Source organism: Coleofasciculus sp. FACHB-542, assembly GCF_014695825.1.
Classification (GTDB): domain Bacteria; phylum Cyanobacteriota; class Cyanobacteriia; order Cyanobacteriales; family FACHB-T130; genus FACHB-T130.
Window position 1 is genome coordinate 211,330 of record NZ_JACJPB010000023.1, and the last position, 14,796, is coordinate 226,125.

Below are 14,796 nucleotides of genomic sequence, written 5' to 3' on the forward strand. Positions count from 1 at the left end.
CTACGAGATATTTTAAACGAATCGTCTTAGCGAGCGAGCATAGCTGAGGGCGTCCGCGCTATAGAATATAGAAGATAAGAGAAACGGAGAAGAAAGAACATTTCAGTTTTTTTAGTTACTATCTATGAATCTCGATTTAGTTATTTATATAATCATTTTTTGAGCTTATATTTTAATCCCAAAACGGTAATATTTTGTATTTTAATCGAATTACTTTCATAGAGATGACCTTAAAAAAACTAATAATGTGAGATTCATTTATTCAATTTGTTTTAACAACTCGGAGGGAGATACGCTTAAAGCTTTTGCTAAACGGACGATATTAACAAGCGAAACATTTCTCTCACCCCGCTCAATACCACCGATGTAAGTGCGGTGTAACCCAGTTAATTCTGCTAATTTTTCCTGGGAAAGTTCGCGTGTCTTTCTTAATTTTCGGAGTTGTTTGCCAAATTTTTCGAGTTCGGGATTAGCCGCCATAATTGAGAAAGAAGGTCGTTTTAGATAACGATAAGTCTACAGACGATAAGTATCAATTTGAGCGTCGCCGTCGAATTCGCGCGATCGCGCCGCTGGGGGGTGCCCACAGGCTACTCTCAAAAAGAGATACTGGATCTATGGTTTATTGCGCTAATTAATCTGTGGAATTGTCTCAAAGCAAAGAAGCGCAAAATCGCGCTTCTTCAACCCAACCGTTTAAATTTGACGCGATTGACGCCGCCTTGGCAGACCTGAAGGCTGGGCGGGTGGTCGTGGTAGTAGATGATGAGAGCCGGGAAAACGAAGGCGACTTGATTGGCGCGGCTCAGTTCGCCACGCCCGACATGATTAATTTTATGGCGGTAAATGCAAGGGGTTTGATTTGTCTGGCGCTGACAGGCGATCGCTTGGACGAACTGGATCTGCCCTTGATGGTGAGTAACAACACCGACAGCAACCAAACTGCCTTCACCGTCAGCATCGACGCCGCACCGAATATGGGAGTTCGTACCGGCATCTCAGCGGAGGATAGGGCGGTGACGATACAAGTCGCCCTTAACCCAGCAACCCAGCCAAATGACTTGCGCCGTCCCGGTCACATTTTCCCCTTGCGGGCGCGGGAAGGGGGCGTCCTGAAACGAGCCGGTCATACAGAAGCCGGTGTTGATTTGGCAAGATTGGCGGGATTGTACCCGGCTGGGGTGATCTGTGAAATTCAAAATCCTGATGGGTCGATGGCGCGGTTGCCACAGTTAATCGAGTACGCCAAGACTCACCAACTGAAAATTATTAGCATTGCTGACTTAATTAGTTACCGCCTCAACCACGAACGGTTTGTCTGCCGCGAGACGATTGCTGAACTGCCGACTCAGTTTGGGAATTTTCAAATTTACGCCTACCGCAACAGCCTGGATCAATCCGAACACGTCGCAATTGTCAAGGGAGACCCAGCCGAGTTCTCAGACCACTCAGTGATGGTGCGGATGCACTCGGAATGCCTCACGGGTGACGCTTTGGGTTCTATGCGCTGCGACTGCCGCATGCAGTTGCAAGCGGCGCTGAAAATGATTCAGAATGCCGGGTCGGGGGTTGTGGTTTACCTGCGCCAAGAAGGACGGGGAATTGGGCTGGTTAATAAATTGAAAGCATACTCGTTGCAAGACATGGGGCTGGATACCGTCGAAGCAAACGAGCGCTTGGGTTTCCCTGCTGACTTGCGGGATTACGGGGTGGGGGCGCAAATTCTCAACGATTTGGGAGTGAAAAAAATTCGCCTGATTACGAATAATCCCCGCAAGATTGCAGGTTTAAAAGGTTATGGCTTAGAGGTGGTGGATCGGGTGCCGCTGTTGATTGAGGCGAATGATTATAATTCCATCTATCTAGCGACCAAAGCGAAAAAGCTGGGTCATATGCTGTTGCAGACGTATTTAATCACCGTAGCGCTGCACTGGCAGGATGAGCCGGAGTCAGTCACGAAGCGCTACGAACGATTAGAGAAACTACGGCATTTGGCAAAAACTCACGATTTGTTGTTGCAGGAAGAAACGCGACCTGTTGGGATCGCTCTGTTCGGCACGCCATCGTTAACCGTTCACTTAGGTTTTGACCAACCCAATCTGGCGTCACCGGATTGGTATCAGCAGACAGGACATCCTTATGTGCGAGCGATCGCGCAAATTCTGGATGCTTTGAGCGCGTGGCCTCAGTTGCAATATCTAGAATTTATGGTTTCGACGGGAATAGACCCCCTGACAGGCTTACAAATCCAGCTAGACCGGCAGAACTTCCCCGCAAGTACCCTGCCTTCGTCAGTTTGCCATCAGTTAGAAACCCAGAAAATCTACAGCTTTCAGAGTGGTGAGGGCTAAGTAGAGTTAGGACTGAGGACTGAGGGCTGAGGACTGAGTAGAGTTGGGGCTGAGTAGAGTTAAGACTGAGGACTGCGTAGAGTTAGGACTGAGGGCTGAGGACTGAGGACTGAGTAGAGTTAGGGCTGAGGACTGAGTAGAGTTAGGAAGGTTTTCAGCTAACGTTTGTGAGCTTTTACTTGATGAGCGTCTAAGTAGATTGGGATAAATAAACTTAACGGATAGGACTGTTTATCGCTCATGGAAAATTGAAAATTACCATGCACAATCAACGATAAACGGGCTTATTGAGTTATGTTTATTGTCACCCAGTTACTTAATTCCGTAATTTCTAGTAATGAAGCGATGCACTACGGATATAAAGCTATCACCGTTATAGGAACTGCCGCCTTACTTAGTGGAGGGACGACAGCTATCTATGCACAGACTCAGCCCCTACTCTTTCCTCAGCACTCTTTCCCTAGCACTCTTATAGTGGCTCAGTCGAGTGCAGAGGAATTATTCAATCGAGGGATGGAGAAGTATAACCAAGAAAACTATAGCGGCGCTTTCAATGATTTCACCGCTGCAATTCGCCAGGATGCCAACCTGACTAAAGCCTACTACAGCCGAGGGTTGGCAAGGCGGAAGCTAGGAGATAATCAGGGAGCGATCGCAGATTACACGGAGTTGCTAAAGCGAAATCCCCAGAATGCCGATGCCTACCTAAATCGGGGTGTAGTTTATGCCGACCAAAAAAAGTATGGGGAAGCAATTGAGGATTACACCAAGGCGCTGAATCTCGACCAGAAAAATGCGATCGCTTATTACAACCGGGGGAACGCTCGCAGTGCCCTAGGAAATCCTAGAGGAGCCGTTGAGGACTACAGCAAAGCGATTCAGCTTCAGCCTAGGGATGCCACCGCCTACGTGAATCGGGGGAATGCTCGCGTTCAACTGGGAGAAACCCAGGAAGCGATCGCTGATTTTACGAAGGCTCTGGGTCTGAACCCTAATCTAGTAGAAGCTTATTACAATCGCGGGATTGTCCGGCGGCGGCTGGGAAATATCAAGGAAGCGATCGCGGATTATGACCAAGCCATCCAGCGCGATCCCAACAATGCAGCAGCTTACTACAATCGAGCGATCGCTCGTCAGCAAATTGGTAATCCTCAAGCAGCCATTGCCGACTATACCGAGGCGATCGCTATTTCTCCCAACTTTGCTAAAGCTTATGGCAACCGGGGGCTGCTGCGCTACGAAACCGGCGATGCTAGAGGCGCAATTGAGGATTTACAAGCATCTGCGCGACTTTTCTCCGAGCAAGGATTAACCGCTGACTCTCAAAAGGCATTGCAATTGCTGAGACAGTTAAAATAGACCGCCTCCGTCATCGAAATGAGCCAGTGCCCATCTTCTGCCAGATCCCAACCACGTTCTGAGGTGAAAGTCGGTCAGGGTTGTTATTTTTCGCAAACACCGCTGGAATTTTGTACACCCTTTTTCAGAGGAGATAGGGTAGAGATCGTGTGCCGCTTCGCAAGGATACGTCTCTTTAATTACAGCAAATCCAACCGCATCTCATTACTTTCGCTAAAGCCAAGACTAGAGTAGACTGGCTTACCTGGTGGGGAGGCGTGTAGGATAACCCTTGTGCAGTTAAGCGATTTTAGATGGTCGATCGCACAAAGCGTAAGTTTCTTGGCAAGTCCCTGTCTGCGGTGAGGCGGTTCAACGTAAACTCCCCAGATGTATCCATATTTGCGAGATTCCGGTTTGAGGATATGCGGGTAAAGACCAGCAAACAGCTGACAACTTGCTGAAGCGATCGCTCTCCCATTAATCTCCGCCACAAAAGCTTTGTAGCATCCCTCTTTTCGAGCGCCTTCTATAAACTGGAGCGTAATGTTGAGCCAGTCAGACTCAATAGAATCAGAAGGAACATGATTATCCAGCCACATTTGATAAAAATGTTGAGCAATTAGAGAATCTTCCTCTGGAAAAGCTTCTCTGATATAAATTTCTCGTTCCATCACCACGATACGGGTTCATTCTTATTTTACGGTCAGAGTAATCTTGAAAGTGGTCTTCTACAAGAGCCACTTTTTCAATCTAATCTCAGTCCACTTCGGTTTGATTATCTCTTATCTGGTAACTATGGATTTAGCAATCGCGCTCGATAGCAATTCCGTATCCTTACCCTTGGGTTAAGTCACCAAAGCGATCGCGATATCTCTCTAATAACTCTGCCAGCTCATTTGAGCGTTGTCGTTCCGACTCAGCTTGCTGTTGTGCTAACTCCCGCTGATTCCGCTCAATTTCAGCTAATTCCTCCCCTGTCTGATACCTCACACCTTGGGCATCGTACCAGTACAATACCTCGCGCTGTATGCCTCCGACTTGAGCCACAAATCGCCCAATTCCTAAACCGATTTCTGGCATCCAGAATGGTTCTCCGATTTGTAACTGATATTGCCCATTTACTAAACGGTAAACTTCAAAAGGTTGTTCCTGGTCGCGCCGCCAGAAATTCGGATTATAAATTACATAATACAACACTCCTAAATTGGCATAAATTGCCATTTTTGTATCGTATTCTCCCCCATAAGTGTGAGAGACAATTTCTAAGACAAAAATGGGGGCAATATTATTTTCTTCCCAGAGAACATAGCTGGAGCGAGAACCATTGTTTTTCCTCCGTTCCACTCCCAAACTTAGAAATCCATCTGGCACCACGGGTACTCTTGGATTCACGCCTGTCGTGTGATAGATGCCCATATCTACACCAAAATACCAGTCAAGGCGATTACCCCAAATGAACTCTAGCAAGAATAATAGAAAATTCGGGATAAAATTCTGGTCTTCGTTATCCACAGGTGTATCATCCGAACAAGGAAGTTCAGCACTTGTTGGTAATCTGGTTTCCGGGTTGTGCTGTACCATAAAGATTAGCTCCACAAGCTATTAATATAATTATCCAATAAATCTCCCTAATATAAATCCAATCTATTTAAAGAATAATCTCTTTTCTCTTCCTCTGCGTTCTCAGCTTCTAAAGCGCTAACGCGCATGGCTTCGCCAACGCTAAGGCGATTCGTTTAAAAAAGATAGTGTTCATAAATTAAATGAGATTGTCATAACATGAGTTTAGATGTAATTGTTATCGGTAGCGGAATTGGCGGTTTAACCGCAGGGGCGTTACTTGCCCGTTACGGAAAACGAGTGCTAGTGTGCGAAAGTCACGCGATCGCTGGTGGTGCTGCACACAGTTTCTCGCGGCAGGGATTTCATTTTGACTCTGGCCCCTCATTTTACTGCGGACTCACCCCTGGAAGGGGTCTAAATCCATTACAGCAAGTGTTAGAAGTTCTGGGAGAATCGTTGCAAGCTGTTCGCTACGATCCTATGGGTCATTATCACTTTCCTGAAGGCACTTTTCCCGTTTACAGCGATGCTGAACGATATTGCCAAACTGTTGCTGAAATCACGCCTCAAGGTGCAAGAGAATTAGAACAATTTGAAAAACGTCTGCTACCTCTTTACGAATCGCTGCGGGAGATTCCTACTATTGCTTTAAGGGCAGATTGGCAGATAATACCAGTGGTTTTGAGGAAATATTTACCATCTGTATTGAAACTGCTACCGCATCTAAAAACCGTCCAAGGTTCTGTTGGTAATGTGATGGATCGAGAGGTACGAGAGCCTTGGGTGCGGCGCTTAATTGACTTGGAATGTTTTCTACTTTCTGGACTTAAGGCGCACGGAACAATTGCCCCAGAAGTGGCATTTATGTTGGGAGAACGTTCTCGCGCTGGTGTCGAGTATCCCGTTGGAGGAAGTGGCGCAATTGTTGATGCTTTAGTGCGCGGTTTAAAGCGTTGGGGTGGCGAATTAAAATTAAATGCTCAGGTTGAGCAAATATTAATCCAATTGGGAAAAGTAACAGGGGTTAAGTTAAAGAATGGTGAAATTATTAATGCGCCTATAGTAATTTCTAATGCTACCATTTGGGATACTTACACTAAGCTATTACGCCCCGAAGATTTGCCGCCATATTATCGTCAGCAATCTTTAGAAATGCCAGCCGTTGATAGCTTTATGCACTTACATTTAGGCATCCGCGCTGAGGGTTTGGAAAATCTGACGGGACATCATGTGGTAGTTCACGATGCGAGTAAAGATATTACTGAACCGGGGAATACTTGCATGATTTCTATCCCTTCGGTGTGGGATGCTAATCTTGCACCAGAGGGACATCATGTAGTTCACGCCTACACATTAGAACCTTATGAGGGATGGCAACGAGATGAAGGGTATGAGGAGAGGAAAAAAGAGCGATCGCAATCTCTATTCCGTGCGTTAGAGAGGGTGATCCCGGATATACGCGATCGCGTTGTATTAGAACTTATTGGTACACCATTAACTCACGCTTATTACTTACGCCGCTATCAGGGAACTTATGGCCCTGCAATTGCAGCAGGTCAAGGGACATTTCCTGGCACACAAACGCCGATTTCTGGATTGTATCGTGTGGGAGATAGTACGATGCCAGGAATTGGCGTTCCCGCTGTTGCTGCTTCGGGAATTTTGTGTGCAAATACTTTGGTTACGCCGCAAGAGACGGCGAAGTTATTAAAAATTTGAAGTTCAAATTAAGCTTTCTTAATTGTCGGCTTCGCGGCGATACTCTCCGCCTAGCATCTCACAACTCAAGTAGGATTGCTAGAAGAAAAGCGATTAGTAAAGCGGGAAAAAAGTAAATGGGTGTGAGGAGTATCAAGAAACAGCAACAATATATATTAAAAAAACGAATCGCCCCGCGATCGTAATCACAGACCAATTAGAAAAGAGAGGATTTTCTTTTAGGGTGCGATCGCGCTCCAGTTTATTTCCTTTCATCCTCTGTTGATTCAGTTAAAATTTCCTGCATGACGGGTGAGAGTCGATTATTCAAACGTCCTGCACGGATCAGTTCAGCGTAGGTGTCGCCTTCAATATCTAAGAGTTTTTCTCGCAGTTGTTGCATATTAAGCGCTCGCAACTGAGGATATTGATTTTGCAACTTCTCAATTTCCTCCTCAATACCCTTGAGTTGTCCTTGAACCAGATTTAACTCGTAACGATAAAACTCCTGATCGATTTCTAATTCTTTGCCAGCTTCCAATAAATAATTCAACACTCGATTTAAGGCAACGCGACGGGCAATTGCCTCTGAATATTGCTGGCGTAGCGGCTGATCTCCAATCAGTCCTAATCTTTCCAAAAACCACTGAGTTGTCAAACCTTGAACTAACAGAGTAAACAACACAACGCCGAACACCATATCAATAATTTCCTCTCTTCCTGGTAAGATAATGGGTACACTTACCGCCAAGGCAATTGAAACTGAGCCTCTTAAACCACCCCACCAAAGTATTGTTTGATCTCGCCAACCTATTTGAGATTTAACTAGCCAATTGCTCAAAGCACTGAGCCCATAGATGGCAATTGCTCGCGTTACCAATACCGCCCCAATTGTCACCGCAATCAGACTAAAATTCTCTACTAGACGCGAGTAGTGGATTTGATCGCCAATTAAAAGAAAAACGATGGAATTAACAAAAAATGCTAAAAATTCCCAAAATTCAGATACCAATAACCGGGTGCGCGGGTTCATGCCAATTCGAGAGCCAAAGTTACCCAAAATCACACCAACCGTGACAACCCCAATTACCCCAGAACCACCCAACTCTTCTGTTATCAAATAAGTGCCGTAAGCAGAAACAAGAGTGAGTGATTGTTCTACTAATGGCAAGTCAAAACGTTGCGTAAGGTAGGAAATTCCAAAACCAACTAAGCTGCCAATTCCAATCCCAACACCAACAAATACTAAAAAACTAGCAACTGTAGTGTCTAGTGCAAACTCATTGGTTCCTAGGGGGATTCCCACTAGCAACGTAAACGCCACCACCGCCACGCCATCATTAAATAAACTCTCTCCCTCCATCAACATTGTTAAGCGTTTGCCAGCACCCAGTTCCCGAAACAAAGCTACTACGGAAACGGGATCGGTAGCAGATAAACAAGCACCGACAAGGAGGGCAGTTGTAAGAGGAAGTCCAGTCAGCCAATTGAGAGGAAATGCAATACCAACAACCGAGATGATGACACCGACAATGGCAAACAAAGTGACGGGAAATATATCATCTTTCAAGTCTCGCCAACGGATATTCCAAGCAGCTTCAAATAGTAGGGGAGGCAAAAAAATCTCTAGAATTAATTCTGGCGACAGATTCACCAACCGCACATCTACAAATGCTAAAAATAACCCGACAATGACCAGCAGCAATGTGTAAGGAATTTGGCGTAACCAACTGAAAATTCGCGAGAGTGTCGCCACACTCAAGGAAATAGACAACACTAGCAGAAATTGCTCCAAGCTTTGCTTAATGGAAGCTTCATCTAGGGTGGTTTCTATCGCCATAGGAAACTCCAAATCGTAATTAGTCGTTAAAACTTAGTCGTTAAAACACTGTAGCTTTTAATTTGCCCTTTAATCTAGACGTTGTATAGGATAGTCTCTTAAATTGCCAACATCGTATCATTCAATAGATTTGGTGTTTACAAACATAATTTATTGCATCTATCTTAAGTAAGATAAAACGTTATGTCAGACATTAAACAGTTAATTGCAGATATCCAGCAGGAAGCGCAACGGGAAACATTTCCCGTTGATGAACCTGTGTATCTGGCAGCGAGTTTGAAGCCTACGCAGCCAATTCTCTATGCAGGTAATCTAGAGAGCAAGCTATGCTTTTTTGCTCGCGATTTGGGAAAAGATGAAGTACGGGCACGTCAACCGCTTTGCGGTGCTGCTGGTGGCTTTGTGCGTCGGGGTCTGTACCGTGCGATCGCAGCCACCGAACCCAATAAGGATACCGATTTACAAGTTGTCCTCGATCGCGTTTTACTGACAAATACCGTGCCTTACAAACCACCGGGTAACAAAGCATACGCTGAGGCTGTGAAAAAACGATTTCGCCCCTTTTTAGAGCGATTATTGGTATTGCATTGGCAAGGGGATAAAATTATCACTTTGGGAAATGAAGCGTTTAATTGGTTTGCCCCTTATGCGGCTAAGGGTGAATTGAAGCAGTTTTTTACAAGAAGCGATCGCTACTCTGCCAGCATTCAAGTTACGCTTCAGGCGAAGGACACAGAAGGCAATATACATCAACGTTCAGTGATGCTACTGCCACTCCCTCATCCTTCCCCACTCAATCAAAAATACTACGCCCAATTTCCTCAACTACTTCAGCAACGCCTCGCTGAAATAGTGCCGTAACACATTAACCCCAGCTATCGAATGGTTGAGAAAAGCGCTCTGTGTATTTATTTAAAGGGGGTATATATTCAGTTAATCATGATTAATGTAGCGTTTTTTCCCTATTACTTTGCCTTCTTTATCAAAAGACATTTCAAACGAAATCCAAGCAAAATCACCCCAAAGAGCTGCACCATCTACACCATAACTCCAATTCTCACGATCGAGGCTATGTTCGGGAGCAGGTAAGATTTTTAAAATTTCATCTTTGCCCATTCCTAATTGGATACTGGAGAATTTTTCTTCTGAAAAGCCTGGAGGTAATTTTGGATCAATTAAAGGATAAGGCAGAACATAATTCTCGGTATGGCAAACAAACCAGGCTAAAGTAAAAATTCCAATTCCTGCAAAAAACAAAGAGTCGATTCTAAGAAGTGATTTCATGGATTTCCTCAATTCATAAATATAAATATTTACGATATCGGAATTGATGATTCCCCTGACTTCCCTGTAAACTCTAATTTCACAGAACCAAAGTTAATTAGTCCCCCCTAAATTTTGGATTTCTGTTAGTTCCTTGCACTTAGAAGATTAGAGGCAAGATAACTAGCGATCGCGCTTGGGCTGGAAAACAGGGCAAACGCATCGAAAATTCAGATGTACCCATCTCTCCATCGTCCTTCCCTCTACTCTCTGATGACTCATTACCGCTACCAACTGATAGCAATTTCTAATGGTTTGGCTAAACTTCGAGCGGATAAGCATTTTAAGATTTGCCTGAGAAATTAGCCTAAATGTTGAGCGGATTTGAGACTCATGAATTATAAGTATTGAGTGTTTTTTTAAATTTAAAACTCAACACTTATAATTCAACTAATTCAAAACTTCTGCTTTCTACTCACATTGGTTTTAGGCGCGTTACCTTGAGCTTAAAAGAACCGCCACTTGTTTCCCCAAAAGCCCGAACCCGAATAATATAATCACCCGGCGCGGTAATGCGGGAAAATAAAAGCGAGTTAGTGCTGCCGTCGGGACCGTCATCATTTTCCGCCACAGTAGCGCCATCCGACGACATCAGCGTCACAATCGTGTCAAAACTATCAGAGATCAAGTCAACCGCTACCTGATCTCCAGCATCCAGACTCACCACGTAATCACGAGCAAAACCTCCCTCACCAGTCGGAATATCTTTTTCAGTCAGCGTGTCGGAAACTTCGTTGTTTGCCGGTACAGGAATTGGGCTGTACACCTTATTTTGCGCTCTGGCTGATATAGTGGTCAGACAAAGAGCCAGCAGCGTGGCAGGAACAATCAGGGTGCGGTGCCATCTAAGGGCAAAAGCGTCAGTCATAAAAATTTCCGCTGGACACCCTTCCCTTTTGAGGGTTGGGGGAAAGCGGGGCGGGGTGTACCGCTTCCCAAACAAAGAATGTTTCTACTATTTATTTTTTACTTTCTTTGGCACCCGGAAGCGATTCGATAGAAGCGATCGCTTTGCTTCACGCAATTTGTGGATAGTCCGGCACTTGGGAAGAAACCGGAAAATCCAATCGTAATTGCTCTGTCCGTGTTACCGCCCGACTTGAGCTTTCTCCAGATGGGCAGGCTGGAGTTGGCTAATTCACTAGCTTATCTCCTAAAAGCGATGAGTTGGCGCTCAAACTCCTGTTCATTAATTGAGTGGTGGTGAAATCCATTCTTCTTATATCCTTCCTAATTAGTTTTGACGGACAGGACGATACGGCAATTTACCGCAGAGCGAGGACTTCTCCCTTTACACTGTCCAAACACTATAAACAAAAGCCTGTAGCCATTTCAACACTGCCTCTAGCGCAAAAGTTGCCCCAAAAGCTAGCGTTGAAAAATCTAAAGACTTGAGGAACGTGTTTCCTTTCAGGAGCGGCCTTATGAAATCAATTGTCAAAAGAATTAATTTGTTGTTAGCACGACAAAAGGGAAAAGTCAAAAGGAAAAGGTCAAAATCTATCGCCTTTTTGCTTTTTGCCCTTCCACATCTGGCGTTGGGAATATCCGTTTGCTTTCTGAGCGTGCAGGCACAATCGATCGTCCCGGCGACTGACGGCACCGGCACCATTGTGAAGCCCAATGGAACCCAATACGACATCCAAGGCGGCACGACATCCGCTGATAAGACCAATTTGTTCCACAGCTTCACCCAGTTTGGTCTTAGCCAAGGTGAGATTGCCAACTTCATTTCTAACCCCTCCATTCAAAATATCCTGGGGCGCGTTACGGGGGGAGATCCTTCTGTCATTAACGGGCTTCTTCAAGTCTCTGGCGCTAATTCCAACCTCTTCTTGATGAACCCCGCAGGGATCGTTTTTGGCGCAGGAGCCAGTTTGAACGTACCTGGGAGCTTCACCGCCACCACAGCGACTGGAATTAAATTTGACTCAGGATGGTTTAATGCCATCGGTTCTAATAGCTATGCGGCGCTGGTAGGGACGCCCAATACCTTTGCCTTTGCCACCCCTCAAACTCCCGGAGCGATTGTCAACGAGGCACAGCTAGCCGTTAAAGATGGGCAGGATCTCAATCTACTCGGTGGTACGGTTGTCTCCCTGGGTAATCTCTCGGCACCAGGGGGGAGTATCGTGGTTGCATCTGTACCCGGTGAAAAGATGCTTCGCCTTTCTCAGGCGGGAAACCTGCTGAGTTTAGAGATTCAACCTCTCTCGCCTTCTCTTCCCCTCTCCAGCGCTTCTCCTCTCTCTTTGCCTCAGTTACTCACAGGTGGAGGTGCTAACAATGCCACCAAAGTAATGGTGAGCGACACTGGGGAGGTAAAACTGTCTGGATCTAACATCCAGGTAGACGCTGGTGATGTCGTGGTGCAGGGAGCCACCGCTCAAACTTCTTTGTCCTCAACCGGGAGTTCTGTGGATTTGGCTTCTGCTAACAACATTACAGTACTCGGAAAAATAGATACTTCCGCCACTTCTTTGGGGGCGCATGGGGGTTCTGTAACCCTGTCCGCTTTTAAGGATATTAATATCCTGAGTTCCCCCTTGGACGGGATTTTGACAAATTCCAATTCAGGCAATGGGGGCAATATTTTTCTGACGAGTAAAGCAGGTTCTATTAACATTCAAAGTTTTCTAAATTCTTCATCCAATCTTGGGAATGGAGGTGCAATTACTCTTTCGGCACTTGACAAAATTAACAATATTGTTGCACCTAAAAATAGTACAACGGGGACAATTAATGTTACCGGTTCTATCAATTCCTCATCCAACGCTGGGAATGGCGGCGAGATCGCGCTTTTGGCTCTAAACCAAATCAACGCTGGAGTCATCAACTCTAGTTCAGCAATCGGGAATGGGGGATCTGTCACCCTCGATCCGCTTGGAGATATTCAAGTTACCTCCATTAATGCCCAAGGAGGAACGAATGGCGTGGGGGGAAACGTTAACATTGCAACTGGTCAATTTTTCAAAGCCACAGGCACTTTTCTAGACCAAGATGGGATCTCTGCCAGTATCTCTACGTCCGGAGGAATTGGAGGAGGCGCGATCGCTATCCAGCACGGTGGCGGCAATAATTTAGTTCCTTTTTTAGTTGGAAATCCAACAACAAACGGGACAGCCGGAGCGTTGAACAATGGGCAATTCACGATTCCGACCTTCCAATCTTTTCCTGGGCCAGACACTCAGGGAAATATTCAATTAATTACTGCCGATCCCGCTCAAATAATCGATCCCACAATCTTAATCGACGACCCAGAAGAGGAGCCACCCACAGAACTCCCGCCGGATATCCCGGCAATTGAAATTGACGCGGTCGTGACTGAACGCGAAGAAATTTTTACCCGTCAATTTGCCGAATATTTCGGTCTCAATAATCTTCCCGCCCGTGTTAATTCTCTGCTCGATGCTCGTCAGACTCTCGCAAGAATAGAAACAGAAACGGGAGTCAGACCAGCGCTGATGTATGTTGCTTTTGTTCCCAAAACTATTGCCCCAGAGGTGCAGGAAAGTAGGAGAGTACAAGGGACTGAAAAATCCCTCTCACTCAACACTCAGCAGGGGCAGGAAACCCCAGCCTCTACAGCCGTTAGCCCTCAGAGCGACGAGCTGGAAGTATTGCTGGTAACGGCAGAGGGTCCACCCATCCGCAAGCGGTTATCGGGAGCCGTGCTAGGAGCGCAAGGCGCATACGCTTCGCGAACGCAAGTTCTCAAAGTCGCCGAGCAATTTCGCAAGGAAGTCATTCGGATCAGACGCACTCCCACCTACCTGACCTCAGCCAAGCAACTGTATCAGTGGCTAATCGCTCCGCTAGAAGACGAGTTACAAGCTAGAGGCATCCAAAATCTCGTATTCGTACCCGATAGCGGGTTGCGTTCTGTACCATTTGCAGCTTTATATGATGGTCAACAATTTCTGGTGGAGAAATACAGCGTCAGCTTGATCCCCAGTCTTAGCCTAACGGACACTCTCCAACGCAACCTAAAAAACTCTCAAGTTTTGGCAATGGGAGCATCGGAATTTCCCGACCAAGACCCGCTTCCCGCTGTGCCAACCGAGTTATCAATCATTACACCTGAGTTGTGGCCTGGTAAATCCTTCCTCAACAATGCTTTCACTCTCAAGAATCTCAAGACTCAGCGCCGTCTACAACCGTTTAGAATTGTTCACCTGGCAACCCATGCAGAATTTGAACCAGGAGATCCGAGTAACTCCTACATTCAGCTATGGGACACGAAGCTGTCCTTAAACCAACTGCCACAGCTTGAGTGGAATGACCCGCCGGTAGATTTGTTAGTCTTGAGTGCCTGTCGCACTGCACTGGGTGATGAGCAGGCGGAGCTGGGTTTTGCTGGGTTAGCGGTGCAGGCAGGAGTCAAGTCAGCGCTGGCAAGTCTTTGGTACGTCAGCGACCAAGGCACCTTGGGATTGATGACGGAATTTTACCAAGAATTGAAAAAAGCCTCCGTGAGAGTGGAGGCACTGCGGCAAGCACAGGTAGCGATGCTGAAGGGGCAAGTGCGAATACAGGGAGGTAAACTGCAAACTTCCAGAGGGGATGTAGTTCTAACGCCCGAACTCGCGAAGCTGGAGAATCAAAATTTATCTCATCCTTATTATTGGGCAGCTTTTACGATGATTGGCAACCCGTGGTAATCCATGCAAAATACAGAAT

11 protein-coding genes are annotated in these 14,796 nt (G+C 46.0%); 5 read left to right on the top strand and 6 right to left on the bottom strand.

What is annotated here, in order from left to right; translation table 11 throughout:
• Positions 1-258: 258 nt before the first annotated feature.
• Positions 259-480 (bottom strand): helix-turn-helix transcriptional regulator, encoded by a 222-nt coding sequence (locus H6F52_RS07160; RefSeq protein ID WP_190413297.1) that lies wholly within the window; start codon positions 478-480, stop codon positions 259-261.
• A 161-nt stretch (positions 481-641) separates the two neighbouring features.
• Between H6F52_RS07160 and ribBA the strand changes: the two genes are divergently transcribed.
• Entirely contained in the window at positions 642-2,351 is a 1,710-nt protein-coding gene (gene ribBA / locus H6F52_RS07165) for a bifunctional 3,4-dihydroxy-2-butanone-4-phosphate synthase/GTP cyclohydrolase II (RefSeq protein WP_339380239.1), read from the top strand.
• Between the two features lie 294 nt (positions 2,352-2,645).
• Complete coding sequence (locus H6F52_RS07170) at positions 2,646-3,710, top strand: tetratricopeptide repeat protein (RefSeq protein ID WP_190425653.1); 1,065 nt, start codon at positions 2,646-2,648, stop codon at positions 3,708-3,710.
• 179 nt (positions 3,711-3,889) lie between these two features.
• On the opposite strand, the gene H6F52_RS07175 is transcribed toward H6F52_RS07170, so the two are convergent.
• Both H6F52_RS07175 and H6F52_RS07180 read right to left on the bottom strand, forming a co-directional pair.
• The gene (locus H6F52_RS07175) at positions 3,890-4,363 is read right to left on the bottom strand and encodes a GNAT family N-acetyltransferase (RefSeq protein WP_190432217.1); all 474 of its coding nucleotides are present in this window, start codon (positions 4,361-4,363) and stop codon (positions 3,890-3,892) included.
• A gap of 163 nt (positions 4,364-4,526) precedes the next feature.
• On the bottom strand, positions 4,527-5,273 hold the full coding sequence (locus tag H6F52_RS07180; protein ID WP_190413288.1) for a Uma2 family endonuclease: 747 nt from the start codon (positions 5,271-5,273) through the stop codon (positions 4,527-4,529).
• A gap of 198 nt (positions 5,274-5,471) precedes the next feature.
• Between H6F52_RS07180 and H6F52_RS07185 the strand changes: the two genes are divergently transcribed.
• A complete protein-coding gene (locus H6F52_RS07185) occupies positions 5,472-6,974 on the top strand; it encodes an NAD(P)/FAD-dependent oxidoreductase (protein ID WP_190533165.1) in 1,503 nt (500 codons plus the stop codon).
• Positions 6,975-7,215: 241 nt separating this feature from the next.
• On the opposite strand, the gene H6F52_RS07190 is transcribed toward H6F52_RS07185, so the two are convergent.
• Positions 7,216-8,793 carry a Na+/H+ antiporter gene (locus H6F52_RS07190; protein ID WP_190533168.1) on the bottom strand — a complete coding sequence of 526 codons (1,578 nt, stop codon included), beginning with the start codon at positions 8,791-8,793 and terminating at the stop codon, positions 7,216-7,218.
• A 183-nt stretch (positions 8,794-8,976) separates the two neighbouring features.
• Here H6F52_RS07190 and H6F52_RS07195 point away from each other — a divergent pair, with 183 nt between their 5' ends.
• Positions 8,977-9,654 (top strand): uracil-DNA glycosylase family protein, encoded by a 678-nt coding sequence (locus H6F52_RS07195; RefSeq protein ID WP_190533172.1) that lies wholly within the window; start codon positions 8,977-8,979, stop codon positions 9,652-9,654.
• A 72-nt stretch (positions 9,655-9,726) separates the two neighbouring features.
• Here H6F52_RS07195 and H6F52_RS07200 read toward each other — a convergent pair whose 3' ends face one another.
• Positions 9,727-10,077: a hypothetical protein gene (locus tag H6F52_RS07200; protein WP_199300454.1), complete on the bottom strand. Its 351-nt coding sequence runs from the start codon at positions 10,075-10,077 to the stop codon at positions 9,727-9,729.
• A 454-nt stretch (positions 10,078-10,531) separates the two neighbouring features.
• Complete coding sequence (locus H6F52_RS07205) at positions 10,532-10,984, bottom strand: PPC domain-containing protein (RefSeq protein WP_190533175.1); 453 nt, start codon at positions 10,982-10,984, stop codon at positions 10,532-10,534.
• A 556-nt stretch (positions 10,985-11,540) separates the two neighbouring features.
• Here H6F52_RS07205 and H6F52_RS07210 point away from each other — a divergent pair.
• Entirely contained in the window at positions 11,541-14,777 is a 3,237-nt protein-coding gene (locus H6F52_RS07210) for a CHAT domain-containing protein (protein ID WP_190533178.1), read from the top strand.
• Positions 14,778-14,796 lie beyond the last annotated feature (19 nt).

Excerpts from the sequence above, each read along its gene's own strand:
- H6F52_RS07160 (WP_190413297.1), bottom strand. The coding sequence starts at position 480 with ATGGCGGCTAATCCCGAACTCGAAAAATTTGGCAAACAACTCCGAAAA.
- H6F52_RS07170 (WP_190425653.1), top strand. The coding sequence starts at position 2,646 with ATGTTTATTGTCACCCAGTTACTTAATTCCGTAATTTCTAGTAATGAA.
- H6F52_RS07175 (WP_190432217.1), bottom strand. The coding sequence starts at position 4,363 with ATGGAACGAGAAATTTATATCAGAGAAGCTTTTCCAGAGGAAGATTCT.
- H6F52_RS07180 (WP_190413288.1), bottom strand. The coding sequence starts at position 5,273 with ATGGTACAGCACAACCCGGAAACCAGATTACCAACAAGTGCTGAACTT.
- H6F52_RS07185 (WP_190533165.1), top strand. The coding sequence starts at position 5,472 with ATGAGTTTAGATGTAATTGTTATCGGTAGCGGAATTGGCGGTTTAACC.
- H6F52_RS07190 (WP_190533168.1), bottom strand. The coding sequence starts at position 8,793 with ATGGCGATAGAAACCACCCTAGATGAAGCTTCCATTAAGCAAAGCTTG.
- H6F52_RS07195 (WP_190533172.1), top strand. The coding sequence starts at position 8,977 with ATGTCAGACATTAAACAGTTAATTGCAGATATCCAGCAGGAAGCGCAA.
- H6F52_RS07200 (WP_199300454.1), bottom strand. The coding sequence starts at position 10,077 with ATGAAATCACTTCTTAGAATCGACTCTTTGTTTTTTGCAGGAATTGGA.
- H6F52_RS07205 (WP_190533175.1), bottom strand. The coding sequence starts at position 10,984 with ATGACTGACGCTTTTGCCCTTAGATGGCACCGCACCCTGATTGTTCCT.
- H6F52_RS07210 (WP_190533178.1), top strand. The coding sequence starts at position 11,541 with ATGAAATCAATTGTCAAAAGAATTAATTTGTTGTTAGCACGACAAAAG.